This is a genomic window from Mucilaginibacter pocheonensis, from assembly GCF_031456535.1.
GTDB classification, from domain to species: domain Bacteria; phylum Bacteroidota; class Bacteroidia; order Sphingobacteriales; family Sphingobacteriaceae; genus Mucilaginibacter; species Mucilaginibacter pocheonensis.
In genome coordinates this window covers 1,522,576-1,548,675 of the sequence record NZ_JAVDUU010000001.1, presented here as the reverse complement: position 1 = coordinate 1,548,675, position 26,100 = coordinate 1,522,576, and the positions used below count along the sequence as shown (strand labels likewise).

The following is a 26,100-nucleotide window of genomic DNA, read 5'->3' as shown; positions in this document are numbered from 1 at the left end:
GGTTTACCGCTGAAATATCTCAGGATATTTCCTGATAAAGTAAACGGGTGTACAGCTCCAGGCATGACAATAGCTATTTACCGGGTAAAAATTGTAAGGTGATTTCAGCTCGTCCTTAGGGTCATAAACTTCCCAAAAAGTATCAGCTCCTTTTTTTATCATGCCTCCCCAGTAAGTTTCAACGGCTTCTTTAGCTTCGGCTTTTAACCCGCTTTCTATCAACGCAGCTACATAATAATGAAACATATAGGGCGCCCCCGGGCGTACCGCGTCTTTCGTTGAGACAAGAGCTTTCAAAGCGGCCTGACCTTCGGTTTTTGAGACAACGCCGCTCAATACCATCCAGGCCTGTGCTCCGTATGAGACCTGTTTATTTATCCCGCTCACAAATAAACCCGATTTTGGATTATAAAGATTTTTATATGCCGCGTTTTTTAGTTTCCTGGCCAATGCCGGAATATCAGCTACTTCGTCTTCTTTGCCTAAAATTTTTGCCAGCGCATAGGTTTGGTTTAGTGTATAAATTGTTAATCCCTGCAAACATGCTTGCTTGTCCAGGTCATCTTTCCAGTCAAAAAACACCCACCATTCTTTTCCGGCTTTTATATAATCCATCATGCCATCCTTACCTGCGTATTTACGGGCTATATCGAGTTGCTTTTTAGCAACAGGCCACAAGTCAATACCGGTTTGCTTGTCATCCGTAGCAGCTACATATTCCTTTAACGCTACATTAAATAAAAAGCAATAATCTAACAACCTGTTGCCCACCTGCGCATGCGGCTCGGGCGTTTCAAATACATTTGAAATAAGAATACCATCGTCGCCAGACAAACCCGCCAACAGATAAAAACAGCGTTTAGTGAGGTCGTTTTTCTGATACGAGTATTGGTTTGCCAATGATTCAAGGTAAAGGTCGCCTATCCACAGCCTGCGATCACGTTTGGGTCCGTCCTCATATACGGTTTGCATACATTCCTTTAAAGTATTAAGGCCAACCCTGTCAATATCGGCAATAAGCGGCGATGTTGTTGGTGCTAAAAGCGGCGGTTTAAACGTTACCGCGGTGGTTGCTTTAAGCTGCATATCGGTGATATGAAAATCAAAATAAGGCGAAGCTCCCAGCAACTCAACCTTTACGTAACGAAATGCCAACCTGCGGGGAATGGTGATGGTGGCCGGCATTTCTGTAACAGTTACAGTTTCATCCTGCAGCCATGCACGGCTTATGGTGCCTTTATATGGGTCGAACGGTACCGACAATTCAGACGGTACTTCGCCAAACGTAAATTTAAGCCTGACGGGTGCATCCGGTGTTCCTTTTAATGATTTTATGTTGAAGGTGAAATACCCGGTAAGGTGCTCGCCAAAATCAACTACTACGCCGCTTTGCGTTTTAAACGAGTTATTGTATAGCTTTCCAACACTATCGGTATTTACCGCTTTCCACCCCTGAAAAGCGGCAGCATCCTGTTCAAGCTTTACGATGTTTAATGGATGTTTCTCTGTTTCGGTTAGTTTGGGCTTATTGTCTTCAGCTTTTTTTAACCAGTCTTGCCGGTAAGGCTGAAAAACATCCTGTGCTTTTACGCCGCCTGCGAAAACGGCGGGAAGCAATACAAAAAACAGGATAAACTTGGGGCTGAGTAAATTTAATACCATAGGGGAATAGTTTAAGTTTTAACTAATGGGTAATGACCTGAAATAAAGATATATAATTGGTTAATGAAGATAAATATATGCATTTTTCAAACCATCCCCTACTATCTTTTTCACAGAATAAATACAATTATGTAATATTACATTTGTGATATTACAATTATAACACGTGAAGAACTACCTTAAAATATTGTCAATTGATGAGTATTCCATTACCCCAAAATACCTGCAGCTATCCAACGCCATTATCAGGGGTATTGAAAGCGGCGATATTGTTAAGGACGATATGCTCCCTTCCATCAATGACCTGAGCTTCGCACTGGATACTTCACGAAATACAATTGAGCGGGTTTATAAGGAATTGAAAGACAAAGGCATTGTAAGCTCGGTACCGGGCAAAGGCTTCTTTATTTCAAATACCGACTTTAAGAAACCACTCAAAATATTCCTGCTGTTCAACAAGCTTAGCGCGCACAAAAAGATAATTTACGATGCTTTTGTAACCACTATTGGCGAACAGGCCACTATTGATTTTTATATCTACAACAATGATTTTTATTTCTTTAAAAAGATAATAACCGAAAGTTTTCAAAGCGATTATGCAAAATATATCATTATTCCGCATTTTTTAGATAATGAGACCAAGGCGCATGAGATCATCAACACCATACCCAAGGATAAGCTGATCCTGTTAGATAATCTGGTGCCAGGTGTTAGTGGCAAATTCGCTGCTATTTATGAAAACTTTGCATTTGATGTATATGAGGCGCTGAAAAAACTATTGGATAAATTAAGTAAATACAATACCATTAAACTGGTATTTCCGGGCAAAACCTATCATTCTAAAGAGATCATGAAAGGTTTCCTGAATTTTTGCAGGCAGTATGCTTTTGAATATGCAGTTGTTGATTCTTTAACCAAAGAAGTGATCCATCCACAAACGGTTTACATCAGCCTTACAGAAGATGACCTGGTTGACCTTATTAAAAAGATCATTGCATCCGGTCTGGAGGTAGCCCGGGATGTTGGTGTGATCTCGTATAACGAAACGGCGCTTAAAGAGATCATATTAGACGGCATTACCACCATATCAACAGATTTTAAACTTATGGGCAGCAAAGCCGCGGAATTTGCCCTCAATAATTGCCACGAACATTTTGCGATACCGTTTAATGTTACGGTGCGGAGCTCCTTGTAAAAAACAATACCAAAAAAAGAACGCGTTACTGCAAAAAGCAATAACGCGTTCTTTTGTAAAAGATGGTGGTTATTTCAGGTTTCTTACCTTTAAATTTCTAAAAAACACCTCATTTCCATGATCCTGGATCAACAGGTGGCCTTCGGGCGCTTCGCCAAAGTTTTTCCAGATGGTATATTTACTAATAGCTACCAGGTCTTTAAAAGCTTTTGAGCCGCGTTCATATTCAAGCACCTTAACCCCGTTAAGGTAATGTTCAACATGGTTGTTGGGATATACCACTACACGGCCAATGTTCCAGCTGCCAATGGGGCGTACAAAACGGTCCTGCTTGTTGGCTTTAATCAGGTCATAAAGTGATGCCAGGGTGCGGTCGCCGTCACGTCCAAGTTTGGCATCAGGGTGAAGCTTATCGTCCAGTACCTGGTACTCCAGCCCTATAGCCGATCCTTTGGTTGCCTCAGACAGGGTTACAAAATATTTTATGCCGCTATTGGCGCCTGGCGTAAGTTTAAACTCAAAAGACAGGTCAAAGGCGCTGTAATTATCATTGGTAACAATATCGCCGCCACCTGATTCTTCTTTACCGGTTGACGGTAACACATGCATAGTTCCGTTAGCATATTCCCACCCCTTGGCTGGAAAAGTTGTAAGCGTAGCTCCGTGCCAGCCTGTATTGGTTTTTCCATCATATAACAGCTTCCATCCTGCCGCCTTCTCTGCCGCAGTAATGCTGTTGGGTTGCAAGTTCACTACATATACATCCTTTGGAAATGGCTTTGGCTTTAAATTGGTGGTTTGCAGCTTAAAGTTTTTAAAATAAACCTTTTTCCCGGCCTGCTCCGGCTTGCTTACCGCGTGAACTTGTAAGGCTATAAACCCTTTGCTGTCAATAGTATCAACTACATCGGCAGCGGGAACGCCGTTAATCCAGGTTTTCATTTCATTGCCAATACATTCTATCCTGATGTGGTTAAACACGCCTACTTTAAAGGCATCTTTGGCTTTGGCATTCAAATCAAGCGGATAAAGCCAGTCGCGCCTGCCTTCATCATAGATACCGCCAGTCCAACTACGGCTGGATGGGTCAATTTCAAGCTGACGGCCATAAACTTTTCCCTTCCCTTCGTGCCCTGCCGGATCATAATGGCTGCGGGTTTGCACGCCGGAGTTGCTTAAGTTGCTTTCAATTTTTGCATCAAGTTCCAGTATAAAATCGCCGTATTCTTTTTCAGTAGCTAAAAACGAGTTACCTGAGTTTAAAACAGTAGTGCCTACAATTTGTCCGTCTTCAACTTTATAGTCGGCAGTACCTGCAAGGCGTTTCCAGCCGTTGAGTGTTTTGCCGTCAAATAAGGCATTTTGTGCATGAGCTTTTGCTGGTATTAAAGCAGCTGCAGCAAACAGGACGATGGCAGGATAGATGATTTTCTTCATATAGTATATTGGTTGTTTAATTGTGTCAAAAAAAATGTGGTTTAATTGGTTGGTATTCCTTCCCTCAATAACCTAACTCGGCAGATCATACTTTAACTTCCCAGCCCTTTTCATATTCCCTGCTCCATAATTTGGCGGCTTCGGGGTCATTTAAAATATGTCCGTTTGATGGGTCAATATGCAGCACCCTGTCTACCCGGTAAGATATATTGCCTAATTGCGGTAATAAAGTTGACTTAAATCCTGTTTCGATAGGGCAGTTTAAAGGCGCGTCGCCTCTTACGCCATCAATAAAATTCTTAAAGTGAAAGCCATCCAATGATTCAGTCGGGCTCACTTTATTGGTGGCATCTACCTTGGTATCGTCCTTAACATCCTTTATCAGTTTGTTGTCGCCATCGTAAACCTGGTAGCCGTTGCCGCTGCCATAAAACAAGGTGCCTTTATCGCCGTAAAATATTACACCCCGGCCCAATTTTTCAATATCAAAGCCATTGCTGCTGCGGCTTTCCCATTCAGCCGCGGTATTGTTAGGGAAATTATACAAAATATTTTGTGTATCGGGGGTTTGCCAATCATCGCTAAAATGAAAACGACCTCCCGTTGAAACTACCTTACTTGGAAAATCAACGCCCAGTCCCCAGCGGATAACATCAAGTTCATGTGTGCCGTTGTTCAGGGCCTCGCCTGTTCCCCAGTTCCAGAACCAATGCCAGTTGTAATGGATCAGATTATCCCGGTATGGTTTTCTGGGCGCGGGCCCCTGCCATAATTCATAGTTCAGATTTTGGGGTACAGGCACTTCCTTACCGTGCCCAATGCTTGCCCGGTGATTGGTGTACCAGCCTTTGGCATAATAGGTACGGCCAATCACACCATTATGCAATTCTTTCACCATGGCCTGCACATTAGAAAATGAACGGCGCTGGCTTCCCATTTGCACCAGCCGGTTGTATTTTTTTGCTGCTTCAACAGCCATTTCACCCTCATGGGGATTATGACTGCATGGTTTTTCAACATATACATGTTTGCCGGCCTGGCAGGCCATAATGGTGGCTGGGGCGTGCCAGTGATCGGGAGTTGCAATAACAACCGCGTCAATATCCTTTATCTCCAGCATTTTGCGTATATCCGTAATGCCTTTAGGTTTTTTCCCTGTGATCTTGAATATTTCATTAATGGTTTTGTCAACCACTTTGGAATCTACATCGCATATGTATCCTATTTCAACGTTAGGTATTTTTGCAAAACTCTGAGCGAGATACAGCCCCCTGCTGTTAGTCCCCATCATGCCCAACACTACTTTATTATTTGGTTTCCCTTTAAAAAATCCGGCTTTTGATATTTCGGGCGTTAGCAGGAAACAAGTACCGGCTAAGGAAGTTGTTTGAATGAACTTTCTGCGGCTAATCATATCTGAATCGGTTAATTGGTTTACGTCCAAATGCTTCTTTGAGCATATGGCAAATTAGCTAAGTTTTGCAAAGCATTAAAGAAAACAGTGGTTTTTTTTCCTAAGCAATTGTAAATTAACTGTTACTTAAACTTACCCATCAAATATTTGGCCAAGAAAGATCAAAAAAAAACAAACCCCGATTATGGGGCTTGTTAAAATTTGAAGATAATCTGTTTTAAACTAAACCTTGTATGGATAATACGTCGAGCTTTGTTTTTTGAAAATTACGAAGCCTTTTATATACTCCAATACCGTTGCTGCTGCCATTATCATTGGTATTGCCCTCAATGGTTTCAAACAAATCGCCGTTAACAGCGGTGATAATACCTGTATGTTCCCAATCAAAAGTTGTTTTTTGAAGCAGAAAAATATCCCCGGGTTTTACCACAGACGGATTGCTACGCACAACATTGAAACGACTAAGGATGTTTTTATGAATACCTGTAGTTGCTACGGTATCACAACTATAGGACAGAGGTATAAGTGTTCGAAAATCTTTACCTATTTTACTGGCAGACTGGTCTAAAATGGTTTGTACAAAACCCATACACCAAAGCCAATCCTTGCCTTCATTTCCATCCATATAACTACGTACCCATGGGCCGCTGTTAGTTTGCCCCTTAATGGTAAGTTCAAAAGGGTTATTGCTAAGATGCTGCGCGGCCGTATTCACTATGATTGTACGCAGATCGTTACCGGCAACATCAATTGTAAAAGCGTTTTGCATAGGCTGTGATAATACAGTAAAAAGTGCGCTATCAACTATACCGGTTTGAGGCAGACCTTTTGCAATTTGAAAGTTTTTTACCGCTTGTTCCGTCGCCGAACCAAAATCTCCGTCAATGCCGGTTGCTGTACCGGCCGTTGGGTGGGTTATTGCATACAAATTGAGCCAGCTTTGTACTTTCATCACATCTTTTGATGTGTTTGAAGTTCCATTTCGCTGTTGTGTTGCGGCTATTACAATTTCTTTAAGGTATTGTTTCTTGATCATGACCAGTTAGGCTAAAAGTGATAAGGTTTAGATTTGGGTTAACACGTAAACTATGGTTTTCTTTAATGCTATGCGTCAATTATTTAAAGCATAAATTAAGCAAAAAACTTCAATTGATACATCAGTATTTGTACTGAATTTGTACGATATCCCACACGTACTTTTACGTACGCAAAGAAGTGTATAATCAGACACGCGACGGTTAATTAGCCGTTCTGCACATCTTCTTCGTGTTTTCTGATCAGCGTTTTGGTTGCACGATTGTACCATGCTGTCATAAGGAGAGATTTAAGATCCTCGGGAGATACGGTTTCAAGCCGCACCAACATGAATTTGTAGTTGAGATAGTGATTAGTTATAAAAAATGTATCAGGATCAGCGGTTATCCATTTATCCCGTTCAAGAGTATACACAGCCAGTAATTGATCATTTAATTTCACATTAGCGAATATCTTTTTATTCACATAAAAGGCAGGAGAGTCAAAATGCATTTTCTCAGTTACACCTGGCAATGGCAGCAAGATATTGCGCATAAACTGCATGAAAACAAGCATATTTGTAGCCATATTTGAACCGAAAATTGTTAAATTTATGATTTTTTGCTGTCAAACTAGTCCAAAATACAACAATTTTCGGCTCAAACACACTTTAATAAACTATAGGCGGCGGGTTAAGCCTGGTATTCTGGCGTTGGTGCCAATACGGATAAATTGGGTCAACTTCACTGGCAGCATCAAGTTTTTTAACCTGTTTTGTAGTCAGGTTCCAGCCGATGGCTGCCAGGTTTTGTTTTAATTGATCCTCATTTCGGGCACCTATCACCAGGTTGGTAATGGTTGGCCTTTGCAAAAGCCAGTTCAATGAAACCTGGGCGACAGATTTGCCCGTTTCTTCGGCCACTTCGTCCAATGCGTCAACAATGGTATATAAATGCTCAAAATTAGTTGCAGGCCCGTGGCTGCCACCCTGTACCGTTCTTGAATCTGCCGGAATTGGCTGCCCTCTCCTGAACTTGCCGCTTAACTGGCCCGATGCCAGCGGGCTCCAAACTATGGTGCTTACTTTTTGATCGATACCTAAAGGCATTAGTTCCCACTCAAACTCACGGTTCAATAACGAATAATATGCCTGATGGGCGATATACCTGCTCCAGCCGTAGCGCTCAGATACGGATAATGATTTCATCAAATGCCAGCCCGAAAAGTTTGAGGCAGCGATGTAAAGGATCTTTCCGCTGGTTACCAGGTCATCCAATGCCCGCAATGTTTCTTCAACCGGTGTAGTGCCATCAAATCCATGCATGTGATAAACATCAATATGGTCGGTATTTAGGCGGCGCAAACTTGCTTCACATTGTTGAATGAGATGATAACGTGATGATCCATAATCATTTGCGCCATCGCCCATGGTAAACGTAGCTTTTGATGAAATAAGCACCCGGTTACGCAGTCCTTCCAATGCCTTACCCAATATCTCTTCAGATAACCCCCTTGAGTAAACATTGGCCGTATCAAAAAAGTTAACACCTGCATCTAAACAAAGATTGATTAATTTTTTTGCCTCATCTACCTGAGTATTTCCCCAGGCCTTAAAGAATTCATTGCCGCCTCCAAAGGTTGCGGTTCCAAAACTCAATACCGGAACTTTTAATCCCGATGCTCCTAATTGTCTGTATTCCATTTGTGGTATTTTTGATGTAAAATAAAATCATAGTTTTATTATGACTCATACTTAACAAAGCTAAAGCTTATGGGTTTAAGCCAATTGTTTTAGCTATCATAAGTTTGTCATTTATAAAAACAATGCCAGTATGGCAAAGCAATTAATTAGTAAGTTTGAAACAATGATAGCAGATCCATTACGCATGTCTCTTTTTGAGATGAGGTTGGAAGAAATCCACAGGCGCGACCCTTTACTTCGATATGAGATCAGCATTCGCGATTTTATTGCGTTGTTTCCATTAAAATATAAACACGGGGTCCCTGTAAAGCCTGAACAACCCACCTCTTTCGGGCTCGACAGACACGTATTCTTACAGGTTTTGGTTGCTTTTAGCCAATCGTTTAACTGAGCATTGAAGGTCTGTCAACAAAAACGGGGCTTAATCAGGAACAGGTCTAAATTACAAATTCACCAGCCGAAAATACAGGTATAAGTTACCTTTGCCAAAAATATTATTACATGGAAAAAACTAAACTTGTTATCAATAATAACGGCTCTGTAAAAATTGAAGGCGAATTTGAAATTGTAGATGCGCAAGGCAATCAGTATGGTTTGCAAGGCCGAACAGTATTATCAATTTGCCGTTGCGGCTTATCTGCAAACAAACCGTTTTGTGACGGCTCACACAAAGGACATTTTGAACATAATGCTGTTGCATTTGATCTTCCTCCTAAAAAGGCTTAATTCGTTCACATACAGCTCTTATCCAAAAGCCTCCATAGTATGCCGGAGGCTTTTGCTTTTACCTGTATTTATGGATTTTTTTGTGGATTTTTGAGCCACATTTTATGCGCTATTTTTTTCATATAGGTTATCATGGTACTAAGTATAGCGGCTGGCAAAAACACAAGGGCGTTGTTAGTGTTCAGCTTGTTTTAGAAACAGCATTAACTAAACTCTTTAAATATCCGGTAGCTATTGTTGGTTGCGGCCGTACAGATGCCCATGTGCATGCAAGCCAGTTTTTTTTTCATATAGATATTGAACGGACATGGGATTTTGACCTATTTTTCAGGCTCAATAAGATATTACCTGATGATATAGCGGTGTTTGATATTATCCCGATGGAGGGCTTGCCCCACGCGCGGTTTGACGCTGTACAACGCGCCTATGATTATTTTATACATACCTATAAAGATCCTTTCTTGAGCGGGTTCAGCTCGCTGTATCCCGAAACGGGTTTAAATACCGATGCCATGAAAAGAGCGACCGCCCTGCTACCGTTGTATAGTGATTACCGGGCGTTTTGCAAAATGCCAGGCCGAATTGATCATACGATTTGTAATGTAACATCGGCTGCCTTATTTACAGATAAAAGTGGCGACAGATTAAGATTTCACATATCGGCTAATCGTTTTCTAAGTAAAATGATCAGGATAATCATTGGCCGTTTGCTTGAGATTGGTCGCGGTGATTTAAGCGTTGATGAATTTGAATATCACCTAATCAGCAAGCAAACACCAAAGGTCATTATCCCTGCATATCCACAGGGTTTATATCTTTCAAAAGTCACTTATCCCTATCTTGACCTGGCACCGCGAACCGCCTTTTCGGGTATGCTTCAAAATGATAGCAACACTACCTGGCACGCCTTATAATTTAATCTTATGGATATGAACGCTTAAATTGGTAATTTCGCCATCTTAAATAATTAATAAGATTCCTGATGGTGTGGTTTGAAAAATTAAAGCTGAATAAACAATTGGTTAGATCAGTAGATGAGGCTGGTTTTACAAACCCAACAGAATTGCAGTTGAAAACCCTGACAAGGATAGTTGGCGGTCAGGATATTATTGCAATAGGCCCCGAAGGCAGCGGAAAAACCACAGCCTACGTTTTAGGTGTTTTAAACCGTTTTAATTATGCACCTGAAGGCGTTCCGCGTGTATTGATCCTGGTGCCCGACAAGGAACAGGTGATGGCTGTATTGGAACAGTTTGAACGACTGAATAAAAATAAATCGATCTCCATTGTTAGTTTGTATGTTACGCCCGGTATTGAGGCACAAATGGACGCGCTTGCTGACGGAGCCGATATAGTGGTGGCTACCCCTGACAGGGCGAGAGCTATTTACCTGAAACTTGGCCTCAACCTTAATAAAGTTGACCTGTTTATAGTTGACGATGCAGACCAGATGATCAAAGCAGGCATGCAACTGCCAGTTACAGAACTCGCCATAAGTATTGGAAAATGTCAGCATTTGATATTTACCGAAGTGATGCATGGAAAGCTTGAAAAATTAATTATGCCTTTCATGAACCAGCCTGCTATTGTTGAAGTAGAAGAGCTGGAAGAAACGCCACTGCAAACACATCCGCAATTGTTATATAATGTACCAAACTTTGGCACCAAACTAAACCTGCTGAATTTGTTTATGTATGACGATGAGCTGTTTACCAAAACAGTTGTTTTTGTAAACACCCAGGCTACTGCCGACAAATTATATAAAAATCTCCATAGCCGTTTGCGTGATGCTGTAGCCTTTTTAAATCCACAGTTTTTTGACACCAATGGTTTTAAAAATACAGAAGATTTTAAAGCTGCTGAAAATTGCAGGGTTTTAATAGTTGCCAAGGAAAGAAATGAGTCTGTTAACCTCAATGGCATCCCTTTCCTTATCCATTTTGACTTGCCTGCCGAAAAAGAAACATTTATTGAGCATATCATTGACCATCAGCCAGACAGTAAGGACGAAAGCCTGGCTATTACTTTTGCTACCGATCTGGAATTAAGCCAGGTAAAAAAAATTGAACAAGCCATCGGTAAAAAAATTCCTGTAGCCTCCCTGCCTGATGAACTCGTTATTGAAAATGAAATAAAGGCTAAAAAAACAGAAGAAAAGCAACCCGCTAAATCAAGTGATAGTGCCCCTGGCGCCGCCTTCCATGAAAAAAAGGCAGCTAATGCAAAAACTTACAACTATAGTTCGGGCCAAAAGGCAAAAATGAACAACAAACGCAAACACTAATCAATTATACGCAATAAGTTATATACAGATCTTCCACTTTTTTGCGGGCCCAGGGCGTTTTTCGTAAAAACTTAAGGCTTGATTGTATACTGGGATTGTCGGTAAAGCAATTGATGTGGATGCGGGAACCCAGTTCGTCCCAACCAAAGCGGGTTACAAGTTCATTCAGGATCATCTCCAAGGTTTTGCCATGAAGTGGGTTATTGCTTTGTTGCTGCATATGCAAAGGTAAACTATAAAGATATTTATATCCAACTGATCCATATATCGTGGTTTGTTAAATAAATTATTTTACAATCAACTAAATTCTGTTGAGCATATCTATAACCAAATTTGGTGCTAATCCGTTTAAAGATTAAAGCATGATCAAGTTGTCTTTTCCCGAAAATTTACTAATTAGATATTGCTTTATTTACATATCTCTATAACATACCTGATAATTTATTTTATATAATGACTGGCTTTAAGTTTTATTTTGTATTGTTTCTACAGGCCATTTCATTCTCGGTTTTTGCGCAAGAACAACCCATTCATTTTCAACGAATTGGAAGCAGATCAAATTTATCGGAACTGAACATCAATACTATTATTCAGGATAGTTATGGTTTTATATGGGTTGGTACCCGCGATGGTTTAAACCGGTTTGATGGTAACAGGTTCAAGGTTTTCAGAAACGACCCTTCTGATAGCACGAGCATTAGCAACAATTACATTAATCACATTGCCGAAGATAAAAATGGAGATTTATGGATAGCCACCATAGGCGGCGGGCTTAATAAATATGACCGCAAAAAAAACCGCTTTTATAAATATCTTAATAATGCGAAAAAACAAAACAGCATCTCGAGTAATTTTTTAACGAGACTCGCTTTTGATAAAAGCGGCAATTTATGGATCGCTAATCAAAAAGAAGGACTTGACGAATTCATCATAAGTAAAAATAAATTTAAACATTACAAATACAGTCCAGGTAATACACAAAGCATCAGCGATAATTATTTAAGGGCTTTATGTATAGACAGCTACGGCAATTTATGGATAGGCACCACCCAGGGTGGTTTAAATTTGTTCAATAATAAGAGTAAAACATTTACAATATTCAGGCATGATGAAAAGGCCGAAGGTTCAATTTCATCTGATAAAATCAACAGTGTTATTGAAGATAGCCGCCATCGCATATGGATAGGCACTGAAAATGGCGGTGTGAATTTATACAATCCAAATACCAATACTTTTAAACATTATAAAAACGATCCCAAAAACAGCAATTCGCTTTCATACAACAACATACAGTGTATTACAGAAGATAGTAATGGCAGCCTGTGGATAGGTACCGAAAATGGTGGTTTAAGCATATTAAACCCAAACACAGATAAATTCAGTAATTATTATCAGGACGATGTTGATGCCAGCAGTATAGCCAGTAATTCTGTTGATGTAATATTTAAAGATGGAGTGGGCAATATGTGGATAGGCACTTTTGCATCAGGCATTAACCTTTATAAAAAAATAAAGGAAAATTTTGTTCATTATAAGCACAGTTTGCAACCCAACAGTCTCTCTAACAACTATATTTTAAGTATTTATCAGGACAAAAAAAACAATATATGGGTAGGTACCGACGGCGGGGGCTTAAATCTTTTTAATTCAGAAAAGGGAGATTTTAAAGCATACAAACACGATGAGCATAATAAAAACAGTATAGCAGGAAACTATATTTTAACAACAAAAGAAGATGATAAAGGCAATTTATGGATAGGTACCTGGGGTGATGGCCTTAGTGTTATGGATGGCAAAACCCGTAAGTTTAAATCATATAAGCATAATCCTGATGACAGTACCAGCTTAAGCGGTAATAATATTTATGCAATAACAACTTCCTCGGCCGACCATAAAGTTTGGATTGGCACCCTTGGTCAGGGTCTTGATCTTTATGATCCGAGAACAAATAAATTCACACACTACAGGCATAATGCTAATGATGCAGGAAGCCTGAGCAGTGATAACATCAATTCATTGTTAGAGGATTCAAAAGGCAACCTTTGGGTGGGCACCAATGATGGCGGCCTTAATCTTTTTAATAAACAAACCAATAAATTCACCAGCTATAAATACGACGGATCTAAAAACAGCATCAGCAATAATACCGCGCTTGATTTGCTTGAAGACCATGCCGGCAATATTTGGATATGCACTTTTGATGGATTAAACCGTTTTGATCCAAAAACAGGCAAATTCACCAGTTTTAAAGTAAAAGATGGTTTGCCCAATAACTATACCTACGCAGTTAAAGAAGATAATAAAGGTAACTTGTGGGTAAGCACAAACACAGGCATATCAAAGTTTAATCCGGTAACCAAAACATTTAAAAACTTCACCGTTGATGACGGCTTACAGGCAGACGAATTTAAGCCGCACTCCGCTTTAAAAAGCAATAACGGCACCCTCTATTTTGGAGGGGTTAATGGCTTTAACGTATTTGATCCGGATAAGATTATACAAACCGTTTATAATCCGCCTTTAATTTTAACCGACTTTCAAATTTTAAATAAGAGCATTACGCCAGCTAAAAATAATGGGGATTCTTCACCTTTAAAAGCAGACATCACCGTTACCAAAGCAATTACCATAACGCATGAGCAATCGGTAATTTCATTTGAATTTGTCTCTTTAGATTATGCCTTATCAAACCGAACAGTTTATGCCTACCAATTAGAAGGTTTTGACAAAAACTGGAATTATATAGGCCGTAAAAACACAGCAACCTATACCAACCTGCCCGCGGGCAATTATATATTTAAGGTAAAAAGCCAAAATAGCGACGGCAACTGGTCATCACATGAATTAAGTGTTGAACTAACTGTTTTGCCACCATTTTGGCTTACATGGTGGTTTATTACAATCATGGCACTACTTTTATTTGGTATTATTTATTTTTTATACCGCTTAAAGGTAAACTCCATCATCAGGCAAAAAGCGTTATTAGAGCAACAGGTAGCTGAACGTACCGAGGAGGTTTTACTCAAATCTGAAGAGTTAAAAAAACAGGCTGATGATCTCCAGGAACTGAATGCGGAGTTGCAAGCTCAGTCAGAAGAGTTACAGGCATTGAACGAAGAGCTGCTGTCTCAATCAGAAGAATTAGAATTACAGCGTTTACAAGAACAGCAGGCACGTGAAGAGGCCGATAAGGCCAATCAGGCAAAGAGTATATTCCTAGCTACAATGAGCCACGAAATACGGACGCCAATGAACGGAGTAATAGGTATGGCCTCCCTTTTAGGCGAAACGGACCTTAATAGCGAACAGCGCGAATATACCGATACCATTATTTCCTGTGGTGATAGTTTGGTAAATGTGATTAACGATATTCTTGATTTTTCAAAAATAGAATCCGGGAAAATGGAGATGGAGCAGGAAGATTTCGACCTACGACATTGTATTGAAGAGGTGATGGACCTCTTTTCGGCAAAAGCAGCACAACAGGGACTTGAGCTGATTTACCAGATCGACCCGGAACTACCTCAGCAAATTGTTGGTGATAGCTTACGCCTTAAACAGGTAATAACCAATTTAACCGGTAATGCCCTGAAGTTCACTCACAAAGGCGAGGTATTCATAAAAGTGTTTCTGTCCAAAAAGTTTGGGAACGGTGAAATTGAAATAGGCTTTAGCGTTATGGATACCGGCATAGGCATCCCCAAAGAAAAGGTTCCTGACCTGTTCAATGCTTTTACACAGGTAGACTCATCAACAACCCGCAAATATGGCGGCACCGGCTTAGGCCTGGTGATCAGCCAGCGGCTGGTTAAATTAATGGGAGGTGATATTTGGGTTGAAAGTGTTTTTACCGAAGGATCTGTTTTTGTGTTTACTATCAGGGCTGCCACCAGTAAAAAACAGTCAAAGCACGTCCCTATAGTGTTTAATCCCACTGATCTGGAAGGCAAAAAAATACTGGTTGTAGATGATAATCAAACAAACAGGTTCATTTTAAGAACTCAGCTTGAGCTGTGGGGCTTGTTAACGGTAGCTGCATCATCGGCTATTGAAGCGCTTGAACTGCTATCAGTTGATTCAAACTTTAATTTGGTGATAACCGATATGGAGATGCCTGACATGGATGGCATTGAACTTGCGCGCGCTATTAAAACAAATTATAAAAACGTGCCTGTTATAATGTTAAGTTCAATAGGCGATGGTTCAAAGAAAAAATATCCGGGGTTGTTTTCGGCCATTTTAACTAAACCTGTTAAGCAAAGTCAGTTGGGCAAAAGTATCCAGGCGGAATTGCAAAATCTTAAACAGGTGTCATTTACCGAAGATAAACCATTAAAACTGCTCGATGAAAATTTTGCATTGCGGTTCCCATTGCGCATTTTAATTGCAGAAGACAATACCGTGAATCAAAAATTGATTGACCGTATGCTGAGCAAACTTGGATATCATTTTGAAATGACGCAAAACGGTAACGAGGCACTGGATAAACTAAAATCAACACCGTTTGATGTAGTATTTATGGACGTGCAAATGCCCGAAATGGATGGCTTTGAAACAACCCGCTACATACGCAAATATGCCTTTAAACAACCCTATATTATTGCAATGACTGCCAACGCCGGCCCTGACGACCGCGAGCTTTGTTTAAGTGAGGGTATGGACGATTATATAGCCAAGCCCATGAAAACCGAAGGTTTGATAGATATGCTAAAAAAAGCTCATGAGGGCGTAACAAAGAAAAATTTAAACAAGAGTTATTAGGCTATAATAGGTTTATTCCTATTGACAGCCCTACCCCATCAATTCTTTCATCAGTTTATCAAATGCCTCCTTCATTTCGGCAAGGTCTTGTTCCAGTTTTATTACACGGGCTTCAAGGCCACTGCCTGATCTGGTGTTGGATTCTTCTATATCATCATTTTCATCAATTTCAGGGGTACCGCCTAATAAATGAGCATATCTTACTTCCTTTTGACCTGGCCGCTTAGGCAATTGAACTACATAGGGCAGAGCCGGATCAGCTAATTTCTCTATCATTTCCTGAACTTCTTCTATCGACTCAAATTCGTATAACCTGCCCGAGTTGGTATTGAGTTCGCCGGGTGTTTGTGGCCCCCGCAATATCAGCAGGCAAATTAAAGCTACTTCGGCGGGGATCACCGGGAAAACAATAGCAAAATTATGTTTATACTTGATATTACGGATAGAGCCCCCAGTGACGGTCGAGATCAGACCGCGCCTTTTCAATGTATTCAACGCTTCGGTTACAGTGCCTTCATCATAATTAACTACAGGCTTGCGTGATGTTTTTTGGTTACATGCAGCTGTTAAGCCATTCAGGGTCATAGGATAATAGTCGGGCGTAGTTTTGCTTTTTTCCATTAGGGATCCTAATACGCGAAGTTCAATAGCATTAAGTACAGGTAAAGTTTGTGGTGAATCCATGGCTAAATATAAGCAGCTTTTTATAGCCGCAAAATATTAGCGGTTATTTTTAAACATTTCGTGTTAATGAATGGTAAAACTTAGCTTAAATCCGTTATTTTGTATTTACATGTCTTTATTCATTACATCACTAAATTCGGGGAGTAATGGCAATTGCTATTACATTGGGAACGAGCGGGAAGCTATATTGGTTGATGCCGGCATATCATGCCGTGAAACTGAAAAGCGTATGGCCAGGCTTGGCTTATCTATGCAAAAAGTAAAGGCAATATTTGTGTCACATGAACATTCTGACCACATACGTGGCATACCAGTACTGGCCAAAAAGTTCAAGCTGCCCGTATATATCACCCCGGGGACGTTACTCCACTTAAATGGCAGCCTGGATATTGAACTTGTGCACCATTTAAAGGAATTTGAAACTGTAAGCGTTGGCGATCTGCAAATTACCTCATTCCCAAAAGAGCATGACGCATCCGAGCCACACAGTTTTATAATAAACTACAATGATATTAACGTGGGGGTTTTCACTGACATTGGCGTTGTATGCGACAGGCTTATCCGATATTTCAGCCAGTGTCATGCCGCATTTCTGGAAGCTAATTATGATGATGAAATGCTGGATAACGGCGGATATCCTTACCATTTGAAAAGGCGGATCCGTGGTGGTAAAGGCCACCTTTCAAACAAACAAGCATTGGCGCTATTTACTACCCACCGGCCTTCGCACATGACACACCTGCTGCTCTCGCACCTATCGCACAACAACAATAACCCTCAACTTGTTAAAGAGTTGTTTACTGCCTGCGCCGATGGCATTAACATTATTGTAGCATCGCGGTTTGAGGAAACGCCCGTTTATCATATTGGGCATAATACTAACACACTTGCTTACTCCGGACAATTGGATCTTGGCTTTAATCTGTTATAGTTAAACCCGTTAAATGATATTGTTTTTTGCAATATCCTGCATAAATATTTTGCTGAGCATAGCATACAATTCAGCATGTTTGTGCTTGAGTTCGTCGGGCTTTTGAAAAAAATACTCCGCCGCCACGGCAAAAAATTCAGCTTCGTTGGTAATGGCATATGGGTTGATATCTGATCTGCCTTCTTCAATTTGATGAATTTCCTGATGTATCATCTTTAACCACGGCATTACATAATCATGCGCAAGCAGGTTTTCGGGAATACCATCAGTAGCACCATCCGATTTATCAAGCAGGTGAACAAACTCATGTATGGCAGTGTTTTCTTTGCCGGCAGATCTCGAAAAGCCTTTAATAAGGGCCGCGCGTGATAATATCATTTGCCCATTCATGTAGCCGCTACCTACCATGCCCAGGATATTCCTGCTTTCTCCCACAAACTGAAACTCGCTATCAAAAGTATCGGGATACAATATCACATTAGTTAAATTTCGGTATCTCCAATCTTTAAATCCAAATACCGGAATAATAGCGCTTGATGCTATCATAACCCGGTCGGTATCTTCAACAGTTGTACCAACACCCTCTATGGTGATACCCGATAAAAACTCAGCAATCTTTTGTTCAAATAACGCCTTAAACTGATCATTTAATGATTGATAAAATGGGATATATTGTTCTAAAAGTGGCTTATAAACTGAAGTTAACGCATCAATATTCGCCTTTTTTTTATGCCTCTTGCTCCAAATATAATATCCAAAAAATGCTATAATTAACAAGATGATGATTAAAGTCATGATAACACAAATATCACAATTAAATAAAGTAAATCATCAACATGACCAAAGCCGCTGTCAGGGTGTTTAAAAAATTCACCATGTTATTGCCAATATAATTTCGGCGTTCAAGTGTTGCACCTAATATCGAGTCGAATAAATTACCTATTGTTCCTGCAATAATTATACTAATCGACCAGATATTCCATCCAAAGCCCATAGTATAAACTATTGCAATGATCACGCAACCGACAACGCCAATTAATGTACCTTCCAGGCTAATTACCCCGTCAAGTCCGCACGCATCAGGTCTCCATGTGATGATGTTAAAAAACCGCCTGCCGTAAACTGTGCCCAGTTCTGACGATAGTGTATCAGCCGTGGCCGAGGCAAAGCTGGCAGCCATCATCAGCACAAATAAATGTGTGTATAAAGGAAGTAATTGGCTCAATAGTCCCGCTATGGCGCCAACGCCTGCATTGGCCAAAACCTGGCTGGCTGTGCGGCCCTTTTTATGTTCTTCGGGATTAGTAAAGCCTTGTTTTTTGTGGCGCTGCCATGACGTTGCCCCTGAGCCCAAAATAAAAAAAGTGGTCATCATAGCTATCCCGGTATAACCAGCTCCTGCAAAAACAAAGCAGGCAACCACAGCACCGGTTATAGCGGCAACAGGGGTAAGTTTTCGGGCAGATACGCTGTATGCTATACCTGAAATTAAAATAAGAGCTAATAAACCATATTGTGACAGCATAACGATCAAAGGTATTTATTACGCCCATATTAAGTGAATTAAGTCATCATCAATTCATACTTTTGAACCGTATGAAAGATATTTTAGGCCAGGCAATACATGACCATTATTATAAAAAGCCCGGGCATAAGCTTTGGATCAATAATCAGTATGGCCCAAAGGAAGAAATGCCTGTTGATATTTACTTCCGCGGGGAAGATGATATGCCTGATATAGAATGGCTGGCTTTAAATGAGTGCCGCGGCGAGGTACTGGATATTGGCGCAGGTGCCGGCGGCCATGCTTTGCTATTGCAGGAACGTGGCTTTGATACATCGGCGCTGGACATATCAGCCCTGGCTGCCGGTGTAATGACAGCCCGCGGGGTAAATAAAGTGATAACCGCGGATATATTTAAATATCAGGAACAAAAATACGATACCTTATTAATGCTTATGAATGGCATAGGCCTCACCGGTTCCTTGCTTAGCTTACAGTCATTTCTTCAACACGCAAAACAGCTGCTTAAGGAAGGCGGGCAACTGCTGTTTGATTCATCAGACATAGCCTATTTATACGAGGGCAAACTACCGGATAACGGCAAGTATTATGGCGAAATTCAATACCGGTATCAATATAACTGGCAAAAAACAGATTGGTTTCCCTGGTTATATATAGACGAAAAAACGCTTACAGGAATAGCCACCGAAGCTGGCTATAACCTGGAGGTTTTACTGGAGGATGAATTTAAGCAGTACCTGGTACGCTTAACCCTTAAGTAGCCACAGCCATAATAGCATTAAGATGATCAAATTGATCTATCAATTATCCACCTTATTTTGCCTTACGGATATAAATATTGCCATTCATGTTTTTCATTAACATTTCGGGGCCGCCGCCATCAATTTTACCGTATACCCAATCGTCAATTTTTAAACTGTACATGCCTGCCTTGTTGCTGCGGGTAACGGCGTTTTTTTGCTGACTGGTAATTACATCAAAATCGGTATAAATATCGCCCCGGTCTGATTTTAGTTTCACATTTGCTTTCAACGTGGCCGGGAAGGTTACATCTACATTGCCATTCAATGTTGAGAATCCCATGGCGGCCTTAGGGTCTATGCTTTTAAACACTACGGTAACATCACCATTAACTGTATTTGCCACTACAGAGCCCGAAACATTATTGAGCTTTATAAAACCATTTACGTTAGTTATCTCCAATGTCCCTTTTACATTACTCGCTATAATGTTTCCGTCATTCACAGTTGAAAGCTTTAACATAGCTTCATTTTGAGGTACTTTAATGTTTAAATGGATTGTTTTACCAACGCCGCTGTGAATATTAATCTGATTGTTGTTTTCTTCGGCTGTTATATCCAGATTGGAATTGCCTATCAGGCGCTTCATGCCGTTAGGGCCTTCTTTAACACGGCCTTTCCTTTCTTCGCCCGATTGGGCATCTATAACAATATCCTTCCCTTCATAACCAACAACGGTAATTGACCCGCTTATCAAACGGGCATTAAGCTTATAAGGTTTGCCTGCATCACTTAACGGTACAACCAATTGTTCAGACGATCCGCTTTGCGCCCAAACTCGTGCGGTGAGCAACAAGGCTACTATCATTACACCCGTAACCTTTATAATTTTTATCTTTTTCATATTTAATTTTATTGTTGTTTTTTAATATAAATATTACCGTTTAGGGTTTCAAACTTGAATAATTTGCCTCCGGCGCCAATGCGTACATCTGAATTTTTACTGAGTTTATATACAGTGCCATTATTATTTTTTGTTTGGGTTTTGATCACTTTGCCTGGCATCACTTCTGCATTTGGAAAATCGGTATAAAACTGACCGTTCATGCTCTTAAATTCCAGGTCGGCTGCTGAGTTTGCGGGATAAGTGATTTTAACCTCGCCATTGATAGTTTTATAGGACGAAGCTTCTGCCGGGATACTGAGGTAGTTTGCTGTTACGGCACCATTAACCGTATGCGCCTCTGTGGTGCCCTTGGCGTTAACAATGTCAATAGGCCCGTTTACATTATTTACTTTTAATGAACCGTACACATTTTTAACAGTAATATGGCCATTATTAACGGTTGAAACCTTAAGATTCATATTGAAAGGTACTTTCACCGTAAACTCAAGGTTATACACATAATGAATGTGCCTGTTATCATCTCTGTTTGTCCAGTGGTGCGGCCTGGAATCATAAGGTTCGGCAATGTACGCCATCACGGTATCCTGTTTCTGATCAAAGGCAAGCTTAAATTCTTTTTTGCCCTGCTCTAATGTCGCCTGATCATCGGCCGATATGGTTTCGTCTATTTCCATGATCACTTTGTCGCCCGAGTAACCTTCTACATTAACAGAGCCGAAGATGTTATAAATAACAACCGCACCTGTTGAAGCTGTAAACTGCTTGCTTACATGTTGTTTAAATTCCTGTGCCGATGCAGAAATTTGGGCAAAACAAAGCCCCATTCCCGCCAAAACGGGGATCAATAATTTTTTCATAATTTGTTCTTAAATGAGTTGTGTTATGGTTTCTCTGATCTTTTCACGTACACTATGATCAAGGTTTTTTTGTTTTAATAATTCTTTAAATGAGCCAACAGAACGTTTTTCCTGCAACTTCAGCATTACATCAGCTATAGCCGATTGCAATAAGGGCGAATCCTGTTGTATAATAGCCTGTATAAGCCCTTCCCTAACCTCTGCATGGTTAGCCAGGTGTGCCAGGGCATCAAGTGTGCTCAGGCGTACATTAACATTTGGATCATTATTCAATGTGGCCAGCAATGCGTCAATAACCTGTTTATCCGCTTGTTTTATTTCACTTGTATAGCTCACGCCACGTATCCGCTCTGATGCCGATGGATTTTCGAGCAGAGCCAGCATCATGGTTTGCCTTAGCTCATGCACTTGTGTGGTAAGCTCCTGTAATTGCTGTTTCTGTTTACTGCTCTCGGCATTACGAAAAATCAGATATCCACAGCTAAAACTTATCAGTATAACGATGATACTATAAGCCAAAGGCCACCTGGGCTGTAATTGCCACAGTTTATTCCAGCTATCCGTTATGTTGTCCCGAAAATTTTTTCTCTCATTAACAGATGCGGTAAATGTATCCAGCATGGCATAAAACTTCACTTTTACATTTACTGACGGTTCAGGGGTTTTTATTTCCGCAAATTGATCCCACAGGTGTTTCATCGCGGCTAACTCGTGCCGGCAGCTATCGCAACCGGCAACATGACGCTCTAACGCCCCCTGTTCCTCAACCGTTAACTGTTTATTTAAATAATCTGTAAACAGCTCCTGGTATTGCTCACATTTCATCTTATTTCTGTTTAACGTTTCATTTTTAAATAAATAACCTTTAACTCCTGCATAGCCCGGTGGGCCCTTACCTTCACCGCTCCTTCAGTAATTTGAAGTATTTGAGCTATTTCCTGATATTTTAGCTCCTGCAGCCTGCTCATCACCAAAACTTCACGATAATCATCACTTAAGTTTCTCAGTACCCCGTGAAGCTCGGTGCGTGTTTGTGCTATTTCCAATTTCTCGTCGGCCGATGTTCCGCTTTCAATATGGTCAGCAAATTCCTCTACGCTATAGTGCGATACTTGCTGATTTTTCTTTTTATAGCTATCCTTTAGTACATTACGCGCAATCTGATACATCCAGGCGGTAAACTCGCCATCACCTGTAAATGTATTTCGGTATTTCAGCATTTTGTAAAAAACAGTCTGCACCATGTCTTCGCTACCCTCGCGGTTATACGTCATATGAAACAAAAAACCATATAAAGAACGATGGTGCCTTTCAAAAAGCAAGCCCATTTTTTCCAGGTCCCCGTTTTTTACCCGGAGCATGATGATGTTATCACTTAGCGTATTCAAACAGGTTTGGTCTTTTAATTTACATTGAAGACTTCAGCAAAATAAAATGGTTACAGGAAATCTGATAAATATTTCAATTTATTCAATTGCAGCACAAATCCAATCAATATTCATGTTTTGCACCAAGGGAAAAATAACCTTCATTTATTAAATATTGGCTTTTTTGTGTGCAGTAAACTAGCTAAACCAGTTCTGATTCGCGTTTGCTTAAATAACCATAATAACAGCGTTGAAGTGACATGCGCCAGAACTGTCGGTGAACTTTAATTTATTGGTTAGCGCGGCTTTTTTAATTACTACCTGCCACAGGTACCATAACCTGGTCAAGAACCAACTGCCAGTTAAATCTTTGTTGTTTGGAATTGCCGTTCTGCGGAATCGCTTTTAAATAAGCTACATTAAAATATGCAGCAAGTGAAAGGGTATATAAACCATTTATAGGTTCGAAAAGAGTACCTGCCGCATAACCTTTTTCATTATTGGCGGCTCTTGCTTTATCAAAGTTTACCTTACTGTTTACAAATTCCGGATGAGTTTTAGCTCCGGTTACATAAGGCACTAAAAAATCGACAGATTTGCTGATGGATGATTTCCTGGGCGACTCATAAGTAAAATAATTTTTACCCGTGGCTCTGTAAATAACCATACTTGCTCTTAGCAGGGGTTCAAGTGTATAAGTATGATAATGAAGGGCGTCACGCTCCGTAAAATCGAAACTTGATCCATCAGTGTATAAGTCATCCGATATCTGTTTTTCCAGTAAAGGATAAACAGACTGCATGTAATCAGCATTATTCAGTGTAAAAGCGGTAAGTGTCATGATCTTGATACGGTGTGAGTTCCAGTTATTAAAACCTGTTGTTTTACCGGGCCGGGCAGATGCGCTATGGAGTTCAGCCTGATAAACGCTGTTTGTCCACTCGTCAATTTGCTTTTTGGCATCAAACGGTACATCGTTCCTGATCAGGTCATAAGCAGTTATCATATCCTCCAGCTTAGTTTCATTGATTGGGTCGCCGGTAGGTTTGTTGGTTTGGGCCCAGGCCCGCAAAAAATATACGGCCTTTTGCAAATACGACTTTTGTTTATATAACCTGTAGTTCAAAGCCAATGCATAAACTTTATTACCGTCCTGAAGAGCTTTTAAACTGGCGGTCTTTGCCGGGTTTCCTGCAAGCACACCTTGTGACACAATTGTTTCAATAGGAGCTGGTTGGTCAGTCAAGGCTTTCGCTGCCGCCTGTTGGTAAGGTTCAAAAGCTTTGCCTACCCTATCGCTACTTTCAATACTTTTTCTTAAAGTTTGAATTTCGGTTTCACTTAAACTCACATATTGGGCCTTAGCGCATGCAACAGATGCAATGAATGCTGTTAATAAAATTATTTTCCTCATCAAAAGCGGTTAACTGCCGGCTGGCCTTTATACAGATGTTGTTTACGAAGTAAGGCTTCCAAATAATAGTAATCTGCATAAATTATAGGTACGTCAATTTCAGTACCTCCCGGTTTATGCCCGGTACTGTGTAATAATAAAAACCCCTTGCTATCTCCTTCCTTCGCCCTATAATTTGTGCTCAGTGTATTAATGATCTTATCGGCTGTTGAACGGTAGTTTTTCCCATTTTTACTATAGGTACTCAATTCATACAAAGCCGATGCAGCAACAGCCGCCGCCGAAACATCACGAGGTGCGTTGGGTATAGCCGGATCGTTATAATCCCAATACGGCACCAGGTCAGCTGGCATGTTAGGATTGTTAAAAATAAATCTGGCAATATTTTCGGCCTGTTGTAAATAAGCTTTATTATGAGTTTCGCGATAACACATTGTATAACCATACAAGCCCCAGGCCTGACCACGCGCCCAGGCCGATTCATCAGCAAAGCCCTGGTGTGTTTGTTTATGTAAAACCCTGCCGGTTTCAGGATCATAGTCAACAACATGATAGGAACTGTAATTGGCCCTGAAATGATTTTTCATAGCCGTGTTAGCATGAGTCACCGCAATTTTATAATAGGTGGAATCACCGGTTAACCGGGTAGCTTCAAACAGCAGTTCCAGGTTTAGCATATTGTCAATAATAACAGGGAATTTCCACTGCGATCTGTTATCCCATGATTTTATAGAGCCCACTACCGGGTTAAAGCGGGTCGACAATGTTTTGGCTGCTTCAATTATAACGTCTTTATAATGCGGATCTTTTGTTAAACGATAACCGTTACCCACACTGTTATATATTTTAAAACCCATGTCATGTGTAACGCCATTTGTTTTCTCCACCTCAATATTGGCTGTATATTTTCGGGCCAGATCCATCCATGTTTTGTTTTTTGAATACTCATACAAAAACCATAGTTCACCAGGAAAAAATCCGCTGCACCAGTCTTTTGACTGAACCATTACTAATTTGCCATCCGCATTTAAAGCGCGGGGGGATACCTGTGCAGCGTTGCCGGCATCGGTTTTAATACTGTCGACTTCCTTAAGCATTTGCGTGGTTTGTTTTTCTGCAAACGAAAAAGCCTTGTCAACTTCTGCCTGGGAAAAAACTTTAACAGTTAATAAATTCAGTGCAAAAAAGATAAGAAGATGTTTGATTCTCATTGGTTAAGGGTTTATAAACTGGTGGCAACGCTTTAAATAAAGGATTCTAAAGCGTTGGGGCGAATCAATATTACGATGTATAACTGCTAAATTAAAAGTATAGCAGGTTATTTTTTACGCAAACGTTTGAGTGGTTTAATGCTCAAGTGGTCTATTTTTGTTCGATTTATAGTATCCAACTGACGTGCCTGTATCAAAATCGGGTTGAATAGCAATCATGCTTTGAAGTTTTTTATCTACTTTTATGAAAAACAGGCTGTGCTGTATTT

General features: G+C 40.4%; 24 protein-coding genes. 8 read left to right on the top strand and 16 right to left on the bottom strand.

Annotated elements, in window-relative coordinates; all coding sequences use genetic code 11:
* Window positions 1–3 precede the first annotated feature (3 nt).
* Window positions 4–1,662 carry an alpha-L-rhamnosidase-related protein gene (locus tag J2W55_RS06490; RefSeq protein WP_310093281.1) on the bottom strand — a complete coding sequence of 553 codons (1,659 nt, stop codon included), beginning with the start codon at window positions 1,660–1,662 and terminating at the stop codon, window positions 4–6.
* A 166-nt stretch (window positions 1,663–1,828) separates the two neighbouring features.
* Between J2W55_RS06490 and J2W55_RS06485 the strand changes: the two genes are divergently transcribed.
* Window positions 1,829–2,857, top strand: coding sequence for a GntR family transcriptional regulator (locus J2W55_RS06485; RefSeq protein WP_310093279.1), 1,029 nt, complete (start codon window positions 1,829–1,831; stop codon window positions 2,855–2,857).
* A 69-nt stretch (window positions 2,858–2,926) separates the two neighbouring features.
* On the opposite strand, the gene J2W55_RS06480 is transcribed toward J2W55_RS06485, so the two are convergent.
* The 5 genes from J2W55_RS06480 to J2W55_RS06460 all read right to left on the bottom strand — a co-directional run bounded on the left by J2W55_RS06480 (window position 2,927) and on the right by J2W55_RS06460 (window position 8,424).
* Complete coding sequence (locus J2W55_RS06480) at window positions 2,927–4,294, bottom strand: 3-keto-disaccharide hydrolase (RefSeq protein WP_310093277.1); 1,368 nt, start codon at window positions 4,292–4,294, stop codon at window positions 2,927–2,929.
* Between the two features lie 85 nt (window positions 4,295–4,379).
* A complete protein-coding gene (locus tag J2W55_RS06475; RefSeq protein ID WP_310093275.1) occupies window positions 4,380–5,708 on the bottom strand; it encodes a Gfo/Idh/MocA family protein in 1,329 nt (442 codons plus the stop codon).
* A gap of 217 nt (window positions 5,709–5,925) precedes the next feature.
* The gene (locus J2W55_RS06470) at window positions 5,926–6,744 is read right to left on the bottom strand and encodes a peptidoglycan-binding protein (RefSeq protein ID WP_310093273.1); all 819 of its coding nucleotides are present in this window, start codon (window positions 6,742–6,744) and stop codon (window positions 5,926–5,928) included.
* Between the two features lie 206 nt (window positions 6,745–6,950).
* Window positions 6,951–7,310 carry an MmcQ/YjbR family DNA-binding protein gene (locus J2W55_RS06465; RefSeq protein ID WP_310093271.1) on the bottom strand — a complete coding sequence of 120 codons (360 nt, stop codon included), beginning with the start codon at window positions 7,308–7,310 and terminating at the stop codon, window positions 6,951–6,953.
* An 82-nt stretch (window positions 7,311–7,392) separates the two neighbouring features.
* Window positions 7,393–8,424: an aldo/keto reductase gene (locus J2W55_RS06460; protein ID WP_310093269.1), complete on the bottom strand. Its 1,032-nt coding sequence runs from the start codon at window positions 8,422–8,424 to the stop codon at window positions 7,393–7,395.
* Between the two features lie 130 nt (window positions 8,425–8,554).
* Between J2W55_RS06460 and J2W55_RS06455 the strand changes: the two genes are divergently transcribed.
* From J2W55_RS06455 to J2W55_RS06440, 4 genes are all read left to right on the top strand, one after another.
* The gene (locus tag J2W55_RS06455) at window positions 8,555–8,815 is read left to right on the top strand and encodes a hypothetical protein (protein WP_310093267.1); all 261 of its coding nucleotides are present in this window, start codon (window positions 8,555–8,557) and stop codon (window positions 8,813–8,815) included.
* Window positions 8,816–8,925: 110 nt separating this feature from the next.
* Window positions 8,926–9,150: a CDGSH iron-sulfur domain-containing protein gene (locus tag J2W55_RS06450; RefSeq protein ID WP_310093265.1), complete on the top strand. Its 225-nt coding sequence runs from the start codon at window positions 8,926–8,928 to the stop codon at window positions 9,148–9,150.
* A gap of 104 nt (window positions 9,151–9,254) precedes the next feature.
* Window positions 9,255–10,064, top strand: coding sequence for a tRNA pseudouridine synthase A (locus J2W55_RS06445; protein ID WP_310093262.1), 810 nt, complete (start codon window positions 9,255–9,257; stop codon window positions 10,062–10,064).
* Window positions 10,065–10,132: 68 nt separating this feature from the next.
* Window positions 10,133–11,434, top strand: coding sequence for a DEAD/DEAH box helicase (locus J2W55_RS06440; protein ID WP_310093259.1), 1,302 nt, complete (start codon window positions 10,133–10,135; stop codon window positions 11,432–11,434).
* Between the two features lie 4 nt (window positions 11,435–11,438).
* Here J2W55_RS06440 and J2W55_RS06435 read toward each other — a convergent pair whose 3' ends face one another.
* Window positions 11,439–11,654: a VF530 family protein gene (locus tag J2W55_RS06435; protein WP_310093257.1), complete on the bottom strand. Its 216-nt coding sequence runs from the start codon at window positions 11,652–11,654 to the stop codon at window positions 11,439–11,441.
* A 233-nt stretch (window positions 11,655–11,887) separates the two neighbouring features.
* On the opposite strand from J2W55_RS06435, the gene J2W55_RS06430 reads away from it, so the two are divergent.
* A complete protein-coding gene (locus J2W55_RS06430) occupies window positions 11,888–16,195 on the top strand; it encodes a hybrid sensor histidine kinase/response regulator (protein ID WP_310093255.1) in 4,308 nt (1,435 codons plus the stop codon).
* A 30-nt stretch (window positions 16,196–16,225) separates the two neighbouring features.
* Here the strand turns inward: J2W55_RS06430 and J2W55_RS06425 are convergent, their stop codons facing one another.
* Window positions 16,226–16,879, bottom strand: coding sequence for a YceH family protein (locus J2W55_RS06425; RefSeq protein WP_310093253.1), 654 nt, complete (start codon window positions 16,877–16,879; stop codon window positions 16,226–16,228).
* Window positions 16,880–16,988: 109 nt separating this feature from the next.
* Between J2W55_RS06425 and J2W55_RS06420 the strand changes: the two genes are divergently transcribed.
* Window positions 16,989–17,810, top strand: coding sequence for an MBL fold metallo-hydrolase (locus tag J2W55_RS06420; protein WP_310093252.1), 822 nt, complete (start codon window positions 16,989–16,991; stop codon window positions 17,808–17,810).
* Window positions 17,811–17,819: 9 nt separating this feature from the next.
* Here J2W55_RS06420 and J2W55_RS06415 read toward each other — a convergent pair whose 3' ends face one another.
* Window positions 17,820–18,605: a M90 family metallopeptidase gene (locus J2W55_RS06415; protein WP_310093250.1), complete on the bottom strand. Its 786-nt coding sequence runs from the start codon at window positions 18,603–18,605 to the stop codon at window positions 17,820–17,822.
* A gap of 19 nt (window positions 18,606–18,624) precedes the next feature.
* Window positions 18,625–19,335, bottom strand: coding sequence for a DUF92 domain-containing protein (locus J2W55_RS06410; protein WP_310093249.1), 711 nt, complete (start codon window positions 19,333–19,335; stop codon window positions 18,625–18,627).
* Window positions 19,336–19,406: 71 nt separating this feature from the next.
* On the opposite strand from J2W55_RS06410, the gene J2W55_RS06405 reads away from it, so the two are divergent.
* The gene (locus J2W55_RS06405; protein WP_310093247.1) at window positions 19,407–20,096 is read left to right on the top strand and encodes a class I SAM-dependent methyltransferase; all 690 of its coding nucleotides are present in this window, start codon (window positions 19,407–19,409) and stop codon (window positions 20,094–20,096) included.
* A 52-nt stretch (window positions 20,097–20,148) separates the two neighbouring features.
* Here the strand turns inward: J2W55_RS06405 and J2W55_RS06400 are convergent, their stop codons facing one another.
* From J2W55_RS06400 to J2W55_RS06375, 6 genes are all read right to left on the bottom strand, one after another.
* Window positions 20,149–20,979 (bottom strand): DUF4097 family beta strand repeat-containing protein, encoded by an 831-nt coding sequence (locus tag J2W55_RS06400; RefSeq protein ID WP_310093245.1) that lies wholly within the window; start codon window positions 20,977–20,979, stop codon window positions 20,149–20,151.
* An 8-nt stretch (window positions 20,980–20,987) separates the two neighbouring features.
* A complete protein-coding gene (locus J2W55_RS06395; protein WP_310093242.1) occupies window positions 20,988–21,839 on the bottom strand; it encodes a DUF4097 family beta strand repeat-containing protein in 852 nt (283 codons plus the stop codon).
* Between the two features lie 9 nt (window positions 21,840–21,848).
* Window positions 21,849–22,664, bottom strand: a complete 816-nt coding sequence (locus J2W55_RS06390) for a zf-HC2 domain-containing protein (protein WP_310093239.1) — start codon at window positions 22,662–22,664, stop codon at window positions 21,849–21,851.
* 11 nt (window positions 22,665–22,675) lie between these two features.
* Complete coding sequence (locus J2W55_RS06385) at window positions 22,676–23,227, bottom strand: RNA polymerase sigma factor (protein ID WP_310093238.1); 552 nt, start codon at window positions 23,225–23,227, stop codon at window positions 22,676–22,678.
* 289 nt (window positions 23,228–23,516) lie between these two features.
* Window positions 23,517–24,620 (bottom strand): alginate lyase family protein, encoded by a 1,104-nt coding sequence (locus J2W55_RS06380; RefSeq protein ID WP_310093233.1) that lies wholly within the window; start codon window positions 24,618–24,620, stop codon window positions 23,517–23,519.
* The gene (locus J2W55_RS06375) at window positions 24,620–25,831 is read right to left on the bottom strand and encodes a glycoside hydrolase family 88 protein (RefSeq protein ID WP_310093230.1); all 1,212 of its coding nucleotides are present in this window, start codon (window positions 25,829–25,831) and stop codon (window positions 24,620–24,622) included. Before J2W55_RS06375 ends, J2W55_RS06380 begins: the two co-directional genes overlap by 1 nt.
* Window positions 25,832–26,100 lie beyond the last annotated feature (269 nt).